This window comes from Thermoplasma volcanium GSS1 (assembly GCF_000011185.1).
Classification (GTDB): domain Archaea; phylum Thermoplasmatota; class Thermoplasmata; order Thermoplasmatales; family Thermoplasmataceae; genus Thermoplasma; species Thermoplasma volcanium.
Window position 1 is genome coordinate 990,510 of sequence record NC_002689.2, and the last position, 13,584, is coordinate 1,004,093.

Annotated in this window: 16 protein-coding genes; 6 read left to right on the forward strand and 10 right to left on the reverse strand. The window is 40.5% G+C overall.

The window, feature by feature from the left end; all coding sequences use genetic code 11:
- Positions 1 to 4: 4 nt before the first annotated feature.
- Both TVG_RS05060 and TVG_RS05065 read right to left on the reverse strand, forming a co-directional pair.
- On the reverse strand, positions 5 to 1,498 hold the full coding sequence (locus tag TVG_RS05060) for an APC family permease (protein ID WP_241760257.1): 1,494 nt from the start codon (positions 1,496 to 1,498) through the stop codon (positions 5 to 7).
- 74 nt (positions 1,499 to 1,572) lie between these two features.
- A complete protein-coding gene (locus TVG_RS05065) occupies positions 1,573 to 1,863 on the reverse strand; it encodes an MTH1187 family thiamine-binding protein (RefSeq protein WP_010917198.1) in 291 nt (96 codons plus the stop codon).
- Positions 1,864 to 1,998: 135 nt separating this feature from the next.
- On the opposite strand from TVG_RS05065, the gene TVG_RS05070 reads away from it, so the two are divergent.
- Positions 1,999 to 2,634, forward strand: coding sequence for a hypothetical protein (locus TVG_RS05070; protein WP_156769099.1), 636 nt, complete (start codon positions 1,999 to 2,001; stop codon positions 2,632 to 2,634).
- Here the strand turns inward: TVG_RS05070 and TVG_RS05075 are convergent.
- Both TVG_RS05075 and TVG_RS05080 read right to left on the reverse strand, forming a co-directional pair.
- Complete coding sequence (locus tag TVG_RS05075) at positions 2,622 to 3,245, reverse strand: HAD family hydrolase (RefSeq protein WP_010917200.1); 624 nt, start codon at positions 3,243 to 3,245, stop codon at positions 2,622 to 2,624. The two genes, TVG_RS05070 and TVG_RS05075, sit on opposite strands and share 13 nt — an antisense overlap.
- Before the next feature lie 12 nt (positions 3,246 to 3,257).
- Positions 3,258 to 4,082 carry a HesA/MoeB/ThiF family protein gene (locus TVG_RS05080; protein WP_241760258.1) on the reverse strand — a complete coding sequence of 275 codons (825 nt, stop codon included), beginning with the start codon at positions 4,080 to 4,082 and terminating at the stop codon, positions 3,258 to 3,260.
- Positions 4,083 to 4,131: 49 nt separating this feature from the next.
- Between TVG_RS05080 and TVG_RS05085 the strand changes: the two genes are divergently transcribed.
- Positions 4,132 to 5,139: a zinc-binding dehydrogenase gene (locus TVG_RS05085; protein WP_010917202.1), complete on the forward strand. Its 1,008-nt coding sequence runs from the start codon at positions 4,132 to 4,134 to the stop codon at positions 5,137 to 5,139.
- A gap of 24 nt (positions 5,140 to 5,163) precedes the next feature.
- Here TVG_RS05085 and TVG_RS05090 read toward each other — a convergent pair whose 3' ends face one another.
- The gene (locus tag TVG_RS05090) at positions 5,164 to 5,562 is read right to left on the reverse strand and encodes a metal-dependent transcriptional regulator (RefSeq protein WP_010917203.1); all 399 of its coding nucleotides are present in this window, start codon (positions 5,560 to 5,562) and stop codon (positions 5,164 to 5,166) included.
- A 110-nt stretch (positions 5,563 to 5,672) separates the two neighbouring features.
- Between TVG_RS05090 and TVG_RS08660 the strand changes: the two genes are divergently transcribed.
- From TVG_RS08660 to TVG_RS05100, 3 genes are all read left to right on the forward strand, one after another.
- The gene (locus TVG_RS08660; RefSeq protein WP_010917204.1) at positions 5,673 to 5,834 is read left to right on the forward strand and encodes a hypothetical protein; all 162 of its coding nucleotides are present in this window, start codon (positions 5,673 to 5,675) and stop codon (positions 5,832 to 5,834) included.
- 177 nt (positions 5,835 to 6,011) lie between these two features.
- Positions 6,012 to 8,249 carry a VCP-like ATPase gene (gene vat / locus TVG_RS05095; protein ID WP_010917205.1) on the forward strand — a complete coding sequence of 746 codons (2,238 nt, stop codon included), beginning with the start codon at positions 6,012 to 6,014 and terminating at the stop codon, positions 8,247 to 8,249.
- A 64-nt stretch (positions 8,250 to 8,313) separates the two neighbouring features.
- Complete coding sequence (locus TVG_RS05100) at positions 8,314 to 8,607, forward strand: PRC-barrel domain-containing protein (protein WP_048054010.1); 294 nt, start codon at positions 8,314 to 8,316, stop codon at positions 8,605 to 8,607.
- Here TVG_RS05100 and TVG_RS05105 read toward each other — a convergent pair.
- The 5 genes from TVG_RS05105 to TVG_RS05125 all read right to left on the reverse strand — a co-directional run bounded on the left by TVG_RS05105 (position 8,552) and on the right by TVG_RS05125 (position 12,409).
- Positions 8,552 to 9,040 carry an archaellin/type IV pilin N-terminal domain-containing protein gene (locus TVG_RS05105; RefSeq protein WP_010917206.1) on the reverse strand — a complete coding sequence of 163 codons (489 nt, stop codon included), beginning with the start codon at positions 9,038 to 9,040 and terminating at the stop codon, positions 8,552 to 8,554. The genes TVG_RS05100 and TVG_RS05105 overlap by 56 nt on opposite strands.
- A 114-nt stretch (positions 9,041 to 9,154) precedes the next feature.
- Positions 9,155 to 9,916, reverse strand: a complete 762-nt coding sequence (locus tag TVG_RS05110; protein ID WP_010917207.1) for a translation initiation factor IF-2B subunit delta — start codon at positions 9,914 to 9,916, stop codon at positions 9,155 to 9,157.
- Positions 9,917 to 9,947: 31 nt separating this feature from the next.
- Positions 9,948 to 10,760, reverse strand: coding sequence for an aldose 1-epimerase (locus tag TVG_RS05115; protein ID WP_010917208.1), 813 nt, complete (start codon positions 10,758 to 10,760; stop codon positions 9,948 to 9,950).
- A 119-nt stretch (positions 10,761 to 10,879) separates the two neighbouring features.
- Positions 10,880 to 11,233 carry a hypothetical protein gene (locus TVG_RS05120; RefSeq protein ID WP_010917209.1) on the reverse strand — a complete coding sequence of 118 codons (354 nt, stop codon included), beginning with the start codon at positions 11,231 to 11,233 and terminating at the stop codon, positions 10,880 to 10,882.
- A gap of 15 nt (positions 11,234 to 11,248) precedes the next feature.
- On the reverse strand, positions 11,249 to 12,409 hold the full coding sequence (locus TVG_RS05125) for an RNA-guided endonuclease InsQ/TnpB family protein (protein ID WP_241760259.1): 1,161 nt from the start codon (positions 12,407 to 12,409) through the stop codon (positions 11,249 to 11,251).
- A gap of 184 nt (positions 12,410 to 12,593) precedes the next feature.
- Between TVG_RS05125 and TVG_RS05130 the strand changes: the two genes are divergently transcribed.
- A complete protein-coding gene (locus tag TVG_RS05130; protein WP_010917211.1) occupies positions 12,594 to 13,466 on the forward strand; it encodes an archaellin/type IV pilin N-terminal domain-containing protein in 873 nt (290 codons plus the stop codon).
- Positions 13,467 to 13,584: the final 118 nt, after the last annotated feature.

Genomic DNA, 13,584 nt, shown 5'->3' on the forward strand with positions numbered 1-13,584 from the left:
AAATTTAAAGGCTAAAATCGCCCAAATATTCCAGTTTTTCCTTAAATTTAGCCCTCATTACCAACGTCGATATTATTATTATTGCTATTAAAGCGAATGACGCGTATATTGCATCGACTAAGAACAAGTTGAAGTATATACCTGCTACTATAGCAGCAATCAGCGTCACTGTAGAAACAGAAGGAATCACAAGATATTTGAACAAATCCTTCGCTTTCATCTTTGTTCTTTTCTTCATGTAGCTGTAGAGAGATGTGTTCGTCAATATGTGTACAATGTATGTTATTGGGCTTTCAAGGATAAGTAGAAATACAGATGATGTAAGCAGAGCATTGACTGGTGAAAAATGGCCGAAGAACTCAAAGCCTGCTCCTACCCCTATTACTATGGCTATCGATATGGCAGTAAGCACTATCATTGCCATAGTCGGCGTGCCATTGTTCCTGTTCATTTCAGAGAGAAAAGAAGGAAGTGCACCTTCCCTTGCCATTGAGAATATAACTCTGGTCGCGTTCGTTCCAAGTGACACTGTTGCTGTAAAGAAAGAGTTGAGGACAATGATAATTATAGCCCAAAATAGGATTATACTAAGTGGCCCAAACGCCGAATGGTATATGGTTAACAGAGGGTATGGGTCTGAGCTGCTCCCAAATAGATCTATTCGGTTTAAGCCCCAGCTTACTACCTGGGCGTACGAAGCTAATATTATAGTTATGCCAAGTACAGCTATAGTAACGAGTATCGCCAAAGGAACGTTTCTCTTCGGCTTTTTCGTCTCTTCAGCTATGGGAATTGAACCCCCTATTCCTACGAAGGCGCCGATAGCGTATATCATCATTGCAAAAATTGCGTATGGATCGTTTCCCATAGGGGTAGGCGTAAATGGTTCAAGATTAACGGAAGTATGATGCATGACTATCAATGCCACAGACGTAAAGATCAAGAATGCTACTTCAATGAATACAGTGTAGGACACGAAACGAAGGGACGGCTTGATACCCAAATAAATTAAAAGCGATACAAGGCCAATAAAAACAAAAGCAACAGGCATCCAGAGAAACTCAGGATCAGGTATTGCGATTCCAAGTGAGGGGAAAATTGCATAGGCAAAACCAAGGAACCCTAAAATGCCAAAACCAGTAAAACTGAGAATTTCATAAGTAATGTAGGAAAGCGCAGTAACGAAACCTGCAGAGTTGCCAAGGCCGCGTGAAACGAAAGTGTAGTAACCACCTGCACTTGACAATTTTCTAGAGAATTCGTACATCGAATAACTCATTAGTGCATAGACTACTAGTGAAAGAAGCAGTATTAAGGGTATTGCATAGGAGCCAAATGGATGCGTTATGAAAGTAGAAGTTATAATAGACGCAGTACCAGCCACATAAAGAACAATTGTGCCCGCAGGTGCGTTGAGCGCGACAGCCTGAGAGATGGCATGCCTCAGGCCCAACTGATTAACTATCAAATGCTTAAACTTATCCGAACCTGTTTCCACTTTTGAAGTTATTACTCTGTATTATTTAAGTTTCACTTTTTAGGCTAAAAATAGTTTAATATGGTGTACGTTATCTAATACTTTAGTTCAGATATCTTTTTCTGGACGCTGTTCTCCGCGTCTATCCTGTGATCGATCTTCAGGTAGGTCTCCACCCTCTTTATGCCTTTCTGTATTATTGCTTCCTCGCCTCTCTTCACAGCTTCAAAGATAGTCTCTAGATCTTTCGCTTCTATCACAGTGCCCATGCTATTGGGGTAGAAAGCTATGCCCATCTTTTTAAACTCAGCCAATGCAGCGTTAACATATTTAGAAGCAGACGTCCCCTCGCCTATTGGTATATACGTTATTTCTGCCAATATCATAATACTATATCATGCCATCCAATATATGAATATTCCTTTAACTGGCATTAAAATGTCTGACATGCATTGAATTATACGAATGAACAAAGTTAGTTTGGGAAAAAAATTTAAGTACTTATAATAGCTATTTTCATAATGCGTCAGACATTATCGTTCCTGATCTTAATTTTTGCCGTATTTGCCTCATCGATGGTGGTAACTACAGGCATTGCCCTTCAGGAACAAGGTATGACGTCTGTCGCTATCGTAGGCCCGCTTACTATAAAAAACATAGAAAATGTTGATTCCCACTACTATCTAAATGTTAGAATTGCTCTTGTGAATAGGGCATATACAGTCTCAGAGGTGACATTCTATCATGACGAAGTCATTGTCCCCGCTCTCACCTCCGTCCAGGCCAATGTACTCATCCCATTAGATATGAATACGTTATTAAAGAGCTGGCCAACACACTCTGTAAACATAACCATACCTTTTGAGGAACACGTATTCTTTGTAATATTCCAAAAGCATATAGATTTGAAACTGCCTAAGTTGTTTGATAATTTCACTATTGAACAAAATGGGAGCAATATGGTCTTGACGGTTAAGCCATCTAACTTCACCAGTGGGAACACAATAACAGTATATGCAAATGGAAACCAGAAAAGCGGACAATTAGAATTAGGTCGTAGTTGGAGTTACGAATTTACCATTGTGTCCAACGACTCCTCTGGATATGCTGGCATTGCTATTTCTATTTCCAATTTTACCTTTTATTATGTGCTCTGAGATTTACTCTCAATTTCCTCTATTATTTTGATTAAATCAGATATGTTTTCAATTTCATAGTCGGCAAACGGGCTGTGGACGTCTCTTCCATGCTTAACTAAAACAGTTGTGCACATGATTTTTTTACCTGGTACCAAGTCATTTTCTATATCTCCTACAACCACGCATTCCTTTGGCTCGACTGCCATCTTCTTCAATGCAATTATGTAAGGTTCTGGATCCGGCTTTCCTTTCGATACATCATCTATAGTTACTACAGTATCAACGGGCAGATCAAAACGATTCATCACAGATCTACGCGTAGAAGTAACGACGGATACTTTAATGCCACGATCTTTTAACCTGTGTATGGTAGGTATCACGTCTTGAAACAGTTTTACGCTGTCTATTTTTTTAAGAAAATAGTCTTCTTGTAGCATCTCAACATCCAAAGGATTATTGACAAACTTCCTGGCAAGATCTACTCCTGGATATCCTATCATTGGCTTGATCACGTCCCTAGGCACGTTAACTCCAAAGTCCTTAAATGCCTCTTGCCATGAAGTTATTCTGACGTCTACGGAATCCAAGAGTGTACCATCGAAGTCAAAGATCACTCCTTTAATTTTCATTCAACACCACAGTTACGGTAAAAACTCTAGGCCTATATTTTTATAGCGATCGCTAAGATACTCGAAATGCTTTAAAACACAGCATTCACAGTCGTCCATCCTATCAATTGCTATGCGGTCTATCTCTTGTGTCCATGCGTCTATATTGAACAGGCTACCATCTACCTCTTTTCCTGTAAGCACTTTAATGCCGAGGGTCCATGCTATCGAAGCCACCATTGTGACTAAAGAACTTAGGACGCCTACTTCTGCGCAGGTTGGTTGTGCAAATGGCTCCCCGCTAAAATAACATCTATAGCACGATGTTTTTTCTGGTATTATAGCCTTTACCTGGCCGTATGTTTCTATTGCAGAGGCCATTATCCAAGGCTTCATATTCTTAACTGCGGCATCGTTTAGGATTAACCGTGACGTTAAATTATCGGTGCCGTCCATTATAAGATCGGAAGATGATACTATTCTTTCAGCATTACCAGCATCGAAGGTCTCATTCCTTGCTTCAATTTCAACATCTGAGTTTACCTTGCTTAGGCGCCTCTTCGCTGCTTCTGCCTTTGAATCTCCAATGTCATTTTCATCGTAAAGGACCTGCCTATACAAGTTTGAAGAAGTTACGTAGTCTCTATCGACAATTATCAATTTCTTTATTCCGGATCTAACAAACAAGTCGGCTATTAAGGAACCTACCCCTCCTACACCAATTACTGAGACGACAGAATTCCTGATCTTCTTCAAGTCATCGGCATTAAACACCCTGAGGGCAATCTGCCTGGCATACTTGTAGTCGTCCTGCAACATCGCTTTGAGTATTGGGCCATTAGATAAATATATTGCCACCTGGCATTTGTAAGGACAAGCTTTAATAGAATATTGAAAATAGCATGTTGTGAAAGCCGCTATCCTTAAGAAAATAAACGAACCCGTAAGCATAGATGATGTAGATATCCCTGATCCTGCTGAAAATGAAGTCTTAATAAAACAAGAATATGCAGGAGTATGCTACCGTGATTTGCTTGCAGCTACAGGTTTTTTCCCTAGAATTGCACTCCCCATGATCCAGGGCCACGAGATAGGTGGTACAGTGGTTAAAGTTGGGGATAAAGTTGAAGCGTTCAGACCGGGTGATAAGGTCTCAAGCCTCATATACATACCATGTGGAAAATGCGAATTCTGCCGATCTGGGAACGAGAATCTATGCCCGTACAAAAAGTCCTTGGGCGAAGAGGTGCAGGGAGGTTTCAGGCAGTACGTGAACATTCCTGAAATAAGTTTAGTAAAAGCCCCTAACAACGTTGATGGAGCTTCGCTTTCTCTTGCTGCGTGCGTTACTGGTATGCTATACCACGCATTGAAGAGAATGGGTAAAGCAGGCGAAGGAAAAAAAGTCCTAATTACAGGTGCAGGAGGTGGTGTTGGCATTCATGCAGTTGAAATGGCTAAAGCATTCGGTGCAACGGTAATTGCTGAAACAACATCACCGGAAAAACTCGATTTGCTAGAAAAAATAGGTGCAGATTACATTGTAGACGGGAACTCCAAGTTCAATGAAGATGTTAAAAAATTAGGCGGAGCAGACATAGTTTTGGAATGTGTAGGCATATACACATTCGAGAGATCACTCCGCAGCCTCAACAATGGCGGAAAAATGGTAATAATAGGCAACGTAAAGCCTGATCCGGTCAGCCTTCCGCTTGGCCTAATAATACTGAAGGGAAATACGATCAGGGGAAGCATAAGCTCTACGAAGAAGGATGTCGAGGAGGCCCTCAACATGGTAAGCAAAGGGATGATAAAGCCAATTGTGGGGAAAGAGATCGATATAAGCCAGATAAATGAAGCTTATAAACTAATGAAAGATAAAAAATCAAGCGGCAGAATAATGATAAAATTCTGATATTATTTTTTCGAAAGATCTAATTTATACTTGTATTTCTTTTCCATGGGGGCATTTCTTAGGGTTTCCAAGGGCATTGGATATTTTCTTTGCATCGTCATAATCGACAAGAAAGTCAAAATTTCCAATCTTTTTGCAGGCCTCATCGGCATCTATGCCGCTCCTGGAATAAAGAACTTCAAGAGTTCTATGAACCGTTACTATTCTTTTATACTCTTCTTCACCGTCGATCGTTAAAGCGATCATCCCCCTATCCTTCTTTATAAGGCCCTTCTCCTCTAGCCTATTTAAAATTTCAAGAACAGATGGAGGCTTAATATTCATCATTCCGGAAAGGTCCTTGAGCCTTACAGGGAACACGCTATTCTTGAACTCTTTTATCATGATAAGGCAGTCTCTCTCCTTTTTAGTTATTGTCTTCATACTATATTAGTATTAATCTAACTTATTTAATAGTTTCTAATGAATGGCAATGTTCAAAAAAAATTTATCAAAAACTTTAAGCCATTAACTATTTACACTAACCGATAGGTATGGAAGAACTCATCTGCAACATAGAATTTTCAAAGGAATCTGACACTGAGTATGTGGCAAAACTCAGGACAGAGATGGGAGGATTAAGGGAGTACACAGGAAGGACATTTGAAGACGTCCTGAATCAAGTCATAATAGAACTAGAAGAAGAGTTCTCGTAGGCCCAACAATTAATTTACAGAATCTTCAATTTTTCAAACTTTTGTTATTGAGCACAACATTTCTACGAGAGCTCAATGTTATAACAGGATTCAATAATTTCCGTTTCGCCTGAAAAGTAATAACTTTTGAATTAAGCAATAAACAATTTTAATATACCGATTTGACAATGTGGGATTATGGATAACAGCAGCGGTATAATACTCAGGGTTGCCGAGGCAAACTCAACAGATCCAGGCATGTCTAGGGTTAGGCTTGATGAATCGTCTAGGCGCCTGCTCGATGCCGAGATCGGCGATGTAGTAGAGATCGAGAAGGCCAGAAAAACTGTAGGCAGGGTATACAGGGCCAGGCCGGAGGACGAGAACAAGGGGATAGTAAGGATAGACAGTGTAATGAGGAATAACTGCGGCGCTTCCATAGGGGATAAGGTAAGGGTCAGAAAAGTAAGGACAGAGATAGCCAAGAAAGTAACGCTTGCACCCATAATACGTAAAGATCAACGCTTAAAATTTGGCGAAGGCATAGAGGAATACGTCCAAAGGGCGCTTATAAGAAGGCCAATGCTCGAACAGGACAACATAAGCGTCCCAGGTTTAACGCTTGCAGGCCAAACCGGACTTTTATTTAAGGTTGTAAAAACTATGCCTGGCAAGGTACCAGTTGAAATCGGAGAAGAGACAAAGATAGAGATAAGGGAGGAACCTGCCTCTGAAGTATTGGAGGAGGTATCTAGGGTTAGTTATGAAGATATAGGAGGTCTCTCAGAACAGCTGGGCAAGATCAGGGAGATGATCGAGCTTCCATTAAAGCATCCTGAACTATTCGAAAGGCTGGGCATTACACCTCCAAAGGGTGTTATACTATATGGGCCTCCTGGAACTGGAAAAACCCTTATTGCTAGAGCTGTTGCAAATGAATCTGGGGCCAATTTCCTGTCCATAAACGGACCGGAGATAATGAGTAAGTACTATGGGCAGAGCGAGCAAAAGCTGAGAGAGATATTCTCAAAGGCAGAAGAAACAGCCCCATCTATAATATTCATAGATGAAATAGATTCGATTGCACCCAAGAGGGAAGAGGTACAGGGGGAGGTCGAAAGAAGAGTAGTTGCACAACTCCTTACTTTGATGGACGGTATGAAGGAACGCGGTCACGTAATAGTCATAGGTGCAACCAACAGGATAGACGCAGTGGATCCAGCGCTGAGAAGGCCAGGAAGGTTCGACAGAGAGATCGAAATAGGAGTTCCAGACCGCAATGGCAGAAAGGAAATCTTAATGATACATACCAGAAACATGCCTCTAGGCATGGACGAGGAGCAGAAAAACAAGTTCCTTGAGGAAATGGCTGACTACACCTATGGATTTGTAGGAGCTGATCTTGCCGCCCTCGTAAGGGAGAGTGCAATGAACGCCCTAAGGAGGTATCTACCGGAAATCGACCTAGATAAGCCGATACCTACAGAAATATTGGAAAAAATGGTTGTTACTGAAGAAGACTTTAAGAATGCATTGAAGAACATTGAACCAAGCAGCCTCAGAGAGGTAATGGTCGAAGTGCCTAACGTACACTGGGATGACATAGGCGGTCTCGAAGATGTTAAGAGGGAGGTAAAGGAAACTGTAGAATTGCCGCTTCTAAAGCCAGATGTGTTTAAGAGATTAGGAATAAGGCCGTCGAAAGGTTTCTTGTTATACGGTCCGCCCGGAGTTGGAAAGACGCTGTTGGCCAAGGCGGTTGCCACAGAGAGCAACGCTAACTTTATATCTATTAAGGGCCCGGAGGTATTAAGCAAGTGGGTAGGAGAGAGCGAGAAGGCTATAAGGGAAATATTCAAGAAAGCAAAGCAAGTCGCCCCTGCTATAGTATTCCTCGATGAAATAGATTCTATAGCGCCAAGGAGAGGTACGACAAGCGACTCAGGCGTCACTGAAAGGATAGTTAATCAACTCCTAACATCGCTCGATGGCATAGAGGTTATGAACGGAGTTGTAGCCATTGGGGCCACGAATAGGCCGGATATAATGGATCCAGCACTGCTTAGGGCTGGAAGATTTGATAAACTTATCTACATACCGCCACCGGACAAGGACGCACGCCTCAGCATATTAAAGGTACATACCAAAAATATGCCGCTCGCGCCGGATGTCGATCTGGACAGCATTGCCCAAAGGACAGAGGGCTACGTGGGTGCAGACCTTGAGAACCTATGCAGGGAAGCAGGTATGAATGCCTATCGAGAGAACCCAGATGCAACTCAGGTTTCACAGAAGAACTTTATTGATGCCCTTAAGACTATAAGGCCATCCATAGATGAAGAAGTAATAAAGTTCTACAAGAGCATCAGCGAAACCATGGGCAAATCGGTATCGGAAAAGAGGAAGGAGCTTCAGGATCAGGGACTGTATCTGTGATTGCTTCACCGTAAAAATCTCTAAGAAAAATACTAATAATAAATTTCTATATATTATATTGAAGATGATGGACTTTTATTCTAGGCTAATAGAAAAACCAGTCATGTCAAGTTCTGGAGAAATTATAGGGCATGTTAAAAATTTTAGCATAGACGAGAAATGGAATATCGTAACTATGATCGCTTCTCCAGCCAGCAAAAAATATGAAAATCTTCCCACTGATGATGATGGCAATTTCCTAATACCTATGGCGAACGTGAACGTAGGGAAGGACGCCATAGTAGTAATGAACATAGAATCAATTAAGAGGTCTGTGAAGCAGGACCAAGGGATTGACCCGCAATGGTTCCATCAGTAACTATATCGACAAGCTTAACATATTTTATGTATGGCGACGGGTTCCCTGGCTGACTCGTTATGGTTATCACCGTTAAGGCAGAAAGATAATCCGGCCCATGGACGGTAATTGCCCAGTCAGAAATGTATATAGTTCCAGGTGACAATGCCGCTTCCGTCACGTTCCCGTCCAGTGATATTATTTCAAGTTTTACATCTGTGAGTGAAACATTAGCATTGACGCTCGACACATATATAGAATAAATGCTGTCGGGAGATGTTGAGGAAGTTTCATTAGTTATGGTTATCGAAGCTGTTGGAGTTGGTGAAGATATTAGCGAAACGTAACCACCGAGAAGCGAATATAGAGTAGCAGCTAAGACTATTGTTATAGCGATAAGCAATATGGTTGCTATGATTGGCGATACTGCTTCGTCCTGGCGATTTAATTTCATAATACATTGATACATACATATTAATATTAAAATTAACTCGCTTGAAACAGCATTTCGCCATACTTGCGCATCTTTTGTCATTTGATAATTTGTTATTAGTTTTATATTTTGAATTTAGATCCCCGAAGACTTCGAAGTCATAATCCTATCTTCCATCACGATGTAATCTATTAGGTCTCTTGGCGTCTTATCAAAGTACTTGTTGATGCAATCGATCCCTTCTGCAATTTCATTGCAGCTGTGCAGTTGAAAGCCTGGATAAGTGTTATAGGTGAATTTTTCTTCGTATTTCATCGATATGGATAAAGAAATAAAGGGCTTTCCGAGCCTTCTAGCACAGAGTGCAAGTGGAAATGTGCCGATCTTGTGTATCAAAGTCATGTCGCCGAGGATAGAATCAGAACCTACTATGACTGCGTTTGCATTTTCAACAGCTACGCACATTGATGCATCCGTTAATACAATGGCTCGAATGCCGGATGACTTTAGTTCCTTTGCCATAGCTGATCCTTCCAGCATGGGCCTGCTCTCTAATATATAGAGGGTGTCGAGTGACTTTGACGAGGTAACGAATTTCTTTAACATTGATCCTGCACTTATTGTAGCTACTTTCTTGAACGGAAATTCTGTAACAGCCAATTTTACCGCAGATTCTTCTTCTTTCTTTAATTCAAGTTTTACTTCATGCGGCTGTACTTTATCTCCTGATCTTAGCCTCGATATTATGTTTCTAACAAGGCCCATGCCAGAAAATGCATTGTACAAGTATTCAACAGCAGAGTTATCCAGCTTACCATCTTCGTATAAGCTAAGGAGCTTTATCGCTATATCAGTCGACCCGGATTTATTGTCTGAGAGCAGATCCTTCATATCCATTTGTATTTCCTCTTATCATCTATTTACACATTTATTCCCTTATCTCTACTGAATACGCAAATTCTATGGATTCACCTGGATTTACAATTCTTAGCCCTATTCCATTATTGAATGCATCTACAGCCGACATCATTGGTTCGATTGCAACAGATTTTCCACCTGAGTATTTCCCGTTGTATATTACAAAGAAAGGCATGTTTTCCCTTTCTATTTGGATCATGTGTGATCCCATATCTACTACTATATCTTCATCCGCAAAAAACTGGTTGTCAAATTCATGCATAAAGGAATCTTCTTCGAAAAGGAACTTGTCCATCTTTCCTGTAGGGAATTGCCCGTCATATTCAAGTTTCCAAGTGTCCCTTGGCTTCTTTATTGCCCACCTACCATTGTAAAGGAAGTATGGATGGAAGCCCGCTGATACTGGCGCCCTTGTAAGGCCCCTGTTACTTGCCTTAACACGGCACGTATATTTTCCTTCAGACACTGTATGGGTTATGAAAATTTCAATGGGAGACGGATAACATTCATCCGCCATAATATACCTCATAGTGACTGAATTTTCTATTTTCTCAACTAAATCGAATTTCTTTGAAAGTACAAGACCGTGAATGCTGTTGTTTTCATCATCCTTAGGCAAAAAATATCTCTTGCCGTCGAGTGTGAATTCACCATTTCTAACCCTGTTAGCGTATGGAAAAAGAAATGCAGAACCAAAGTGGGTTGGACTGTCATCATATCTTTCTAGCAGGATAGCCGTTCCATTGAGATTCAACTTATCTAGGTGCGATCCGACTATTGATATTACAGCTCCGTTACTATCATCGCCTATGCTTATGTCCATATATGTATAGATACAAAAAAGATTTAATGTTTCTGAATGAAGCTAATCAGAAATATACGACCGAATTTCTCAAATCTTCCATATCTACAGCTAATAATCCGAAAGACAGTATTTCAATCTTACCTGTATTTTTCTTTAAACAGTTTACCTGCAATTCTTTTCCCGTCTTTAGTGAGTTCATAGTAGATGCCTGCGGGCTTATAGTTTATTTCGCGTGCCTTTATCTTTATCCATGGTTTTACCGAGGAAGTTGGAGATCTTTTTAATGGCCCCTGAAAGACCCTTATAAGCCTAAGACTTTCCATTTTCTTGCATTTCTCCTTGATCTCTTTCTCATCGTAGGTAGGGGCCCAACCGCTGGCACCGAGGAGCCGATGCGCCATATATTTTGGGCTGTCTGGACCATACCTATAAATGTGTACTAGTATCTTCTCGCATAACTCACCCAACTCAGGTTCGTCTTGATTAACCATCTCTCATTGGCTTTGTCAAATATCCGTTGATATTTGACTTCCTGCCATCTGCTCCACATCTTTTGACTGCTTCACAGCTTCACCTGGCAGGCCTTTATGGGATCGTTTCAGACATGTCCGATACCTGAATGCAATGTTTATGCATGCATTCACATCACGGTCTATCTCAAGACCGCAGGAATCACACTTCAGGATCCTGCCATGCTCTATTCGGGTCAGTGACCCACATACCGAGCACATCCTGCTGGTGTTCCTTGTTTCCTTTCTTGTCAGCTCTATGACAGGAAGGCCTTCCCATGATGCCTTATACATTACCTGGGATGCAAGCATCCCATATGGAAATGCATTCTTAAGAAGGAATCTGTAATCCTTCCCTTTTCCATCGCCCTTCTTTGTAATCTTATTTATTCCCCTAATGTTCTCAAGGACAATCATCTCTTTTCTCGTGGATGCGTTAGAGACAATTGCCTTGCTTGTTTCATGCATGATCTGCTTTACCCTGTTTCTTTCCCTCTTTCCATACTTTGATAAAATCTTCTCTCGAATCCTCCTGTCATTCCTGTGGAAATGGGATTCCTTCTTCCTGTAGCGTTGCTTGATCTCAACGACATTTGAGAGATCATATATTTCATGATGGAATTCATTCCCTACTGTTGCATTCCTTAAATTCCGATCAACACCGACTGTAGTGGTGCATTCAATAGCATCGACATCCCTCCCTATGGTGAGAGAGAGTGTGTACGCCGACAAAGCAAAAGAATGCACTTTCACCATCGATGTTGCATCTCTTACATATGCATTCAGTGGTATGCTTTCGTATTCCCTATTGGCTATTGGGATCATTAGGTTTCCGCCAACTATCTTAAACCCATAATATGTGGATAGCATTGGTTTCTCGACGTGAGGCACGGTTGCCTTCTGCTTTTTCTTCAATCTCTTCCTGTATGTCTTCACAAGTGCAACTGCCTTGTTAATGGCTTCTATATAATAATACGAAGGTATCTCGTATTCCTTAAGTTTATGATAAACTTCATTCGATACAGAATTTCTTGATGTAAGATTCTTCTCAATCATAATATTTATCGTGAAATTGACCATATCAGTAAACTTATGCATAAGCACCTTCAGGTTATCAGAAGGATAGAAATACTGTTTTACGGCCTTGAAAGCGTACACAAATACATATACCACTATCATACATAAATTTACTTACAGGTCAAAGGATTAATAGATCAACTAAAATTTGCAAATGTCCCTAGATTGAAAAGTATATCTTCGTTCATAACGTTTTTTAAAATGCGGTCACGAAATTTGAGATTACCGTGATTAAAAATATTTATTTTAGGGAAATTAAGGAGCTGTGAAATACCAGGACAGCGCCGTGTCTGAAATAATAGGTACGGTTATACTCTTCGCCATAGTTGTTACTTTAGTAACGGCTTACATGTCTTGGTATGTTCCCTTACAGGAAGAAAGGTCCCAAGGGGAATACTATTCGGAAACATTGTCCGCAATAACCCAATTTGTGAGTAAAACTTACCAAAACAGCACCTTCGTACAAGAGTTTCCTTCCGGCATATATTCAGGGATTGGCTCTACAGCTGATACAGCAGTCTCCTACAGTAATTCTTTAACGTCTTCTCTAAATGTAACTATGCAAATTGAGCTGAATGCCTCTGGCAAGCTGAAATATGTAAATGAAACGGAGGCATACACGACCGCGGGAATATTGAAAAGCTATCCTTATACAGATTTCTTAAAGGTTGAAACTTTCAATGTATATGGAAACTTTATATCTATTGATAAGACGTATTACGGACCTCTAAACTTCAACCTATCGAGCAACGAATTAAGATTCAATGGCGTTTCTTTATCTTCAAAGGGAAGCGTAGTTTCATCCCCGTCTTCTATATCTGTCTCAGGGGTTCCTGTTGAATCAAAGATCTTCCAAGCAGTCAAGGGGCAAATTCTGAATTTAAGCGGAACAAAAGGAATTGTAGAGAAAATAACAATACTCTCGCTAAACTATACTTTAAACGGAAGTTTTTCATTATCCTTATTCCGCTATCTATCCTTCGCATTGAACGGGACTATAGAAGCGAACGAAGATAGTTTTAGATATAATAATATGACAATAAAATACGCTCAAAACTTTCTAAATGTTTCATCGATATCATCCTTCACTGTGAATGATTTCTATATCAACTACAGGGATTTCTATATTGCATTTTGAAAGATGCAGATGACTACCCATACATATTATTTAATCCAATGCTAAGGATTGTATTTGGCTTATTTTATTTTACTTCAAGGATATAGTCGTATTAAAATCTTAGAGAATCCGCAGCTAA

Excerpts from the sequence above, each read along its gene's own strand:
- TVG_RS05065 (WP_010917198.1), bottom strand. The coding sequence starts at position 1,863 with ATGATATTGGCAGAAATAACGTATATACCAATAGGCGAGGGGACGTCT.
- TVG_RS05070 (WP_156769099.1), top strand. The coding sequence starts at position 1,999 with ATGCGTCAGACATTATCGTTCCTGATCTTAATTTTTGCCGTATTTGCC.
- TVG_RS05075 (WP_010917200.1), bottom strand. The coding sequence starts at position 3,245 with ATGAAAATTAAAGGAGTGATCTTTGACTTCGATGGTACACTCTTGGAT.
- TVG_RS05090 (WP_010917203.1), bottom strand. The coding sequence starts at position 5,562 with ATGAAGACAATAACTAAAAAGGAGAGAGACTGCCTTATCATGATAAAA.
- TVG_RS08660 (WP_010917204.1), top strand. The coding sequence starts at position 5,673 with ATGGAAGAACTCATCTGCAACATAGAATTTTCAAAGGAATCTGACACT.
- vat (WP_010917205.1), top strand. The coding sequence starts at position 6,012 with ATGGATAACAGCAGCGGTATAATACTCAGGGTTGCCGAGGCAAACTCA.
- TVG_RS05100 (WP_048054010.1), top strand. The coding sequence starts at position 8,314 with ATGATGGACTTTTATTCTAGGCTAATAGAAAAACCAGTCATGTCAAGT.
- TVG_RS05105 (WP_010917206.1), bottom strand. The coding sequence starts at position 9,040 with ATGAAATTAAATCGCCAGGACGAAGCAGTATCGCCAATCATAGCAACC.
- TVG_RS05110 (WP_010917207.1), bottom strand. The coding sequence starts at position 9,916 with ATGGATATGAAGGATCTGCTCTCAGACAATAAATCCGGGTCGACTGAT.
- TVG_RS05115 (WP_010917208.1), bottom strand. The coding sequence starts at position 10,760 with ATGGACATAAGCATAGGCGATGATAGTAACGGAGCTGTAATATCAATA.
- TVG_RS05120 (WP_010917209.1), bottom strand. The coding sequence starts at position 11,233 with ATGGTTAATCAAGACGAACCTGAGTTGGGTGAGTTATGCGAGAAGATA.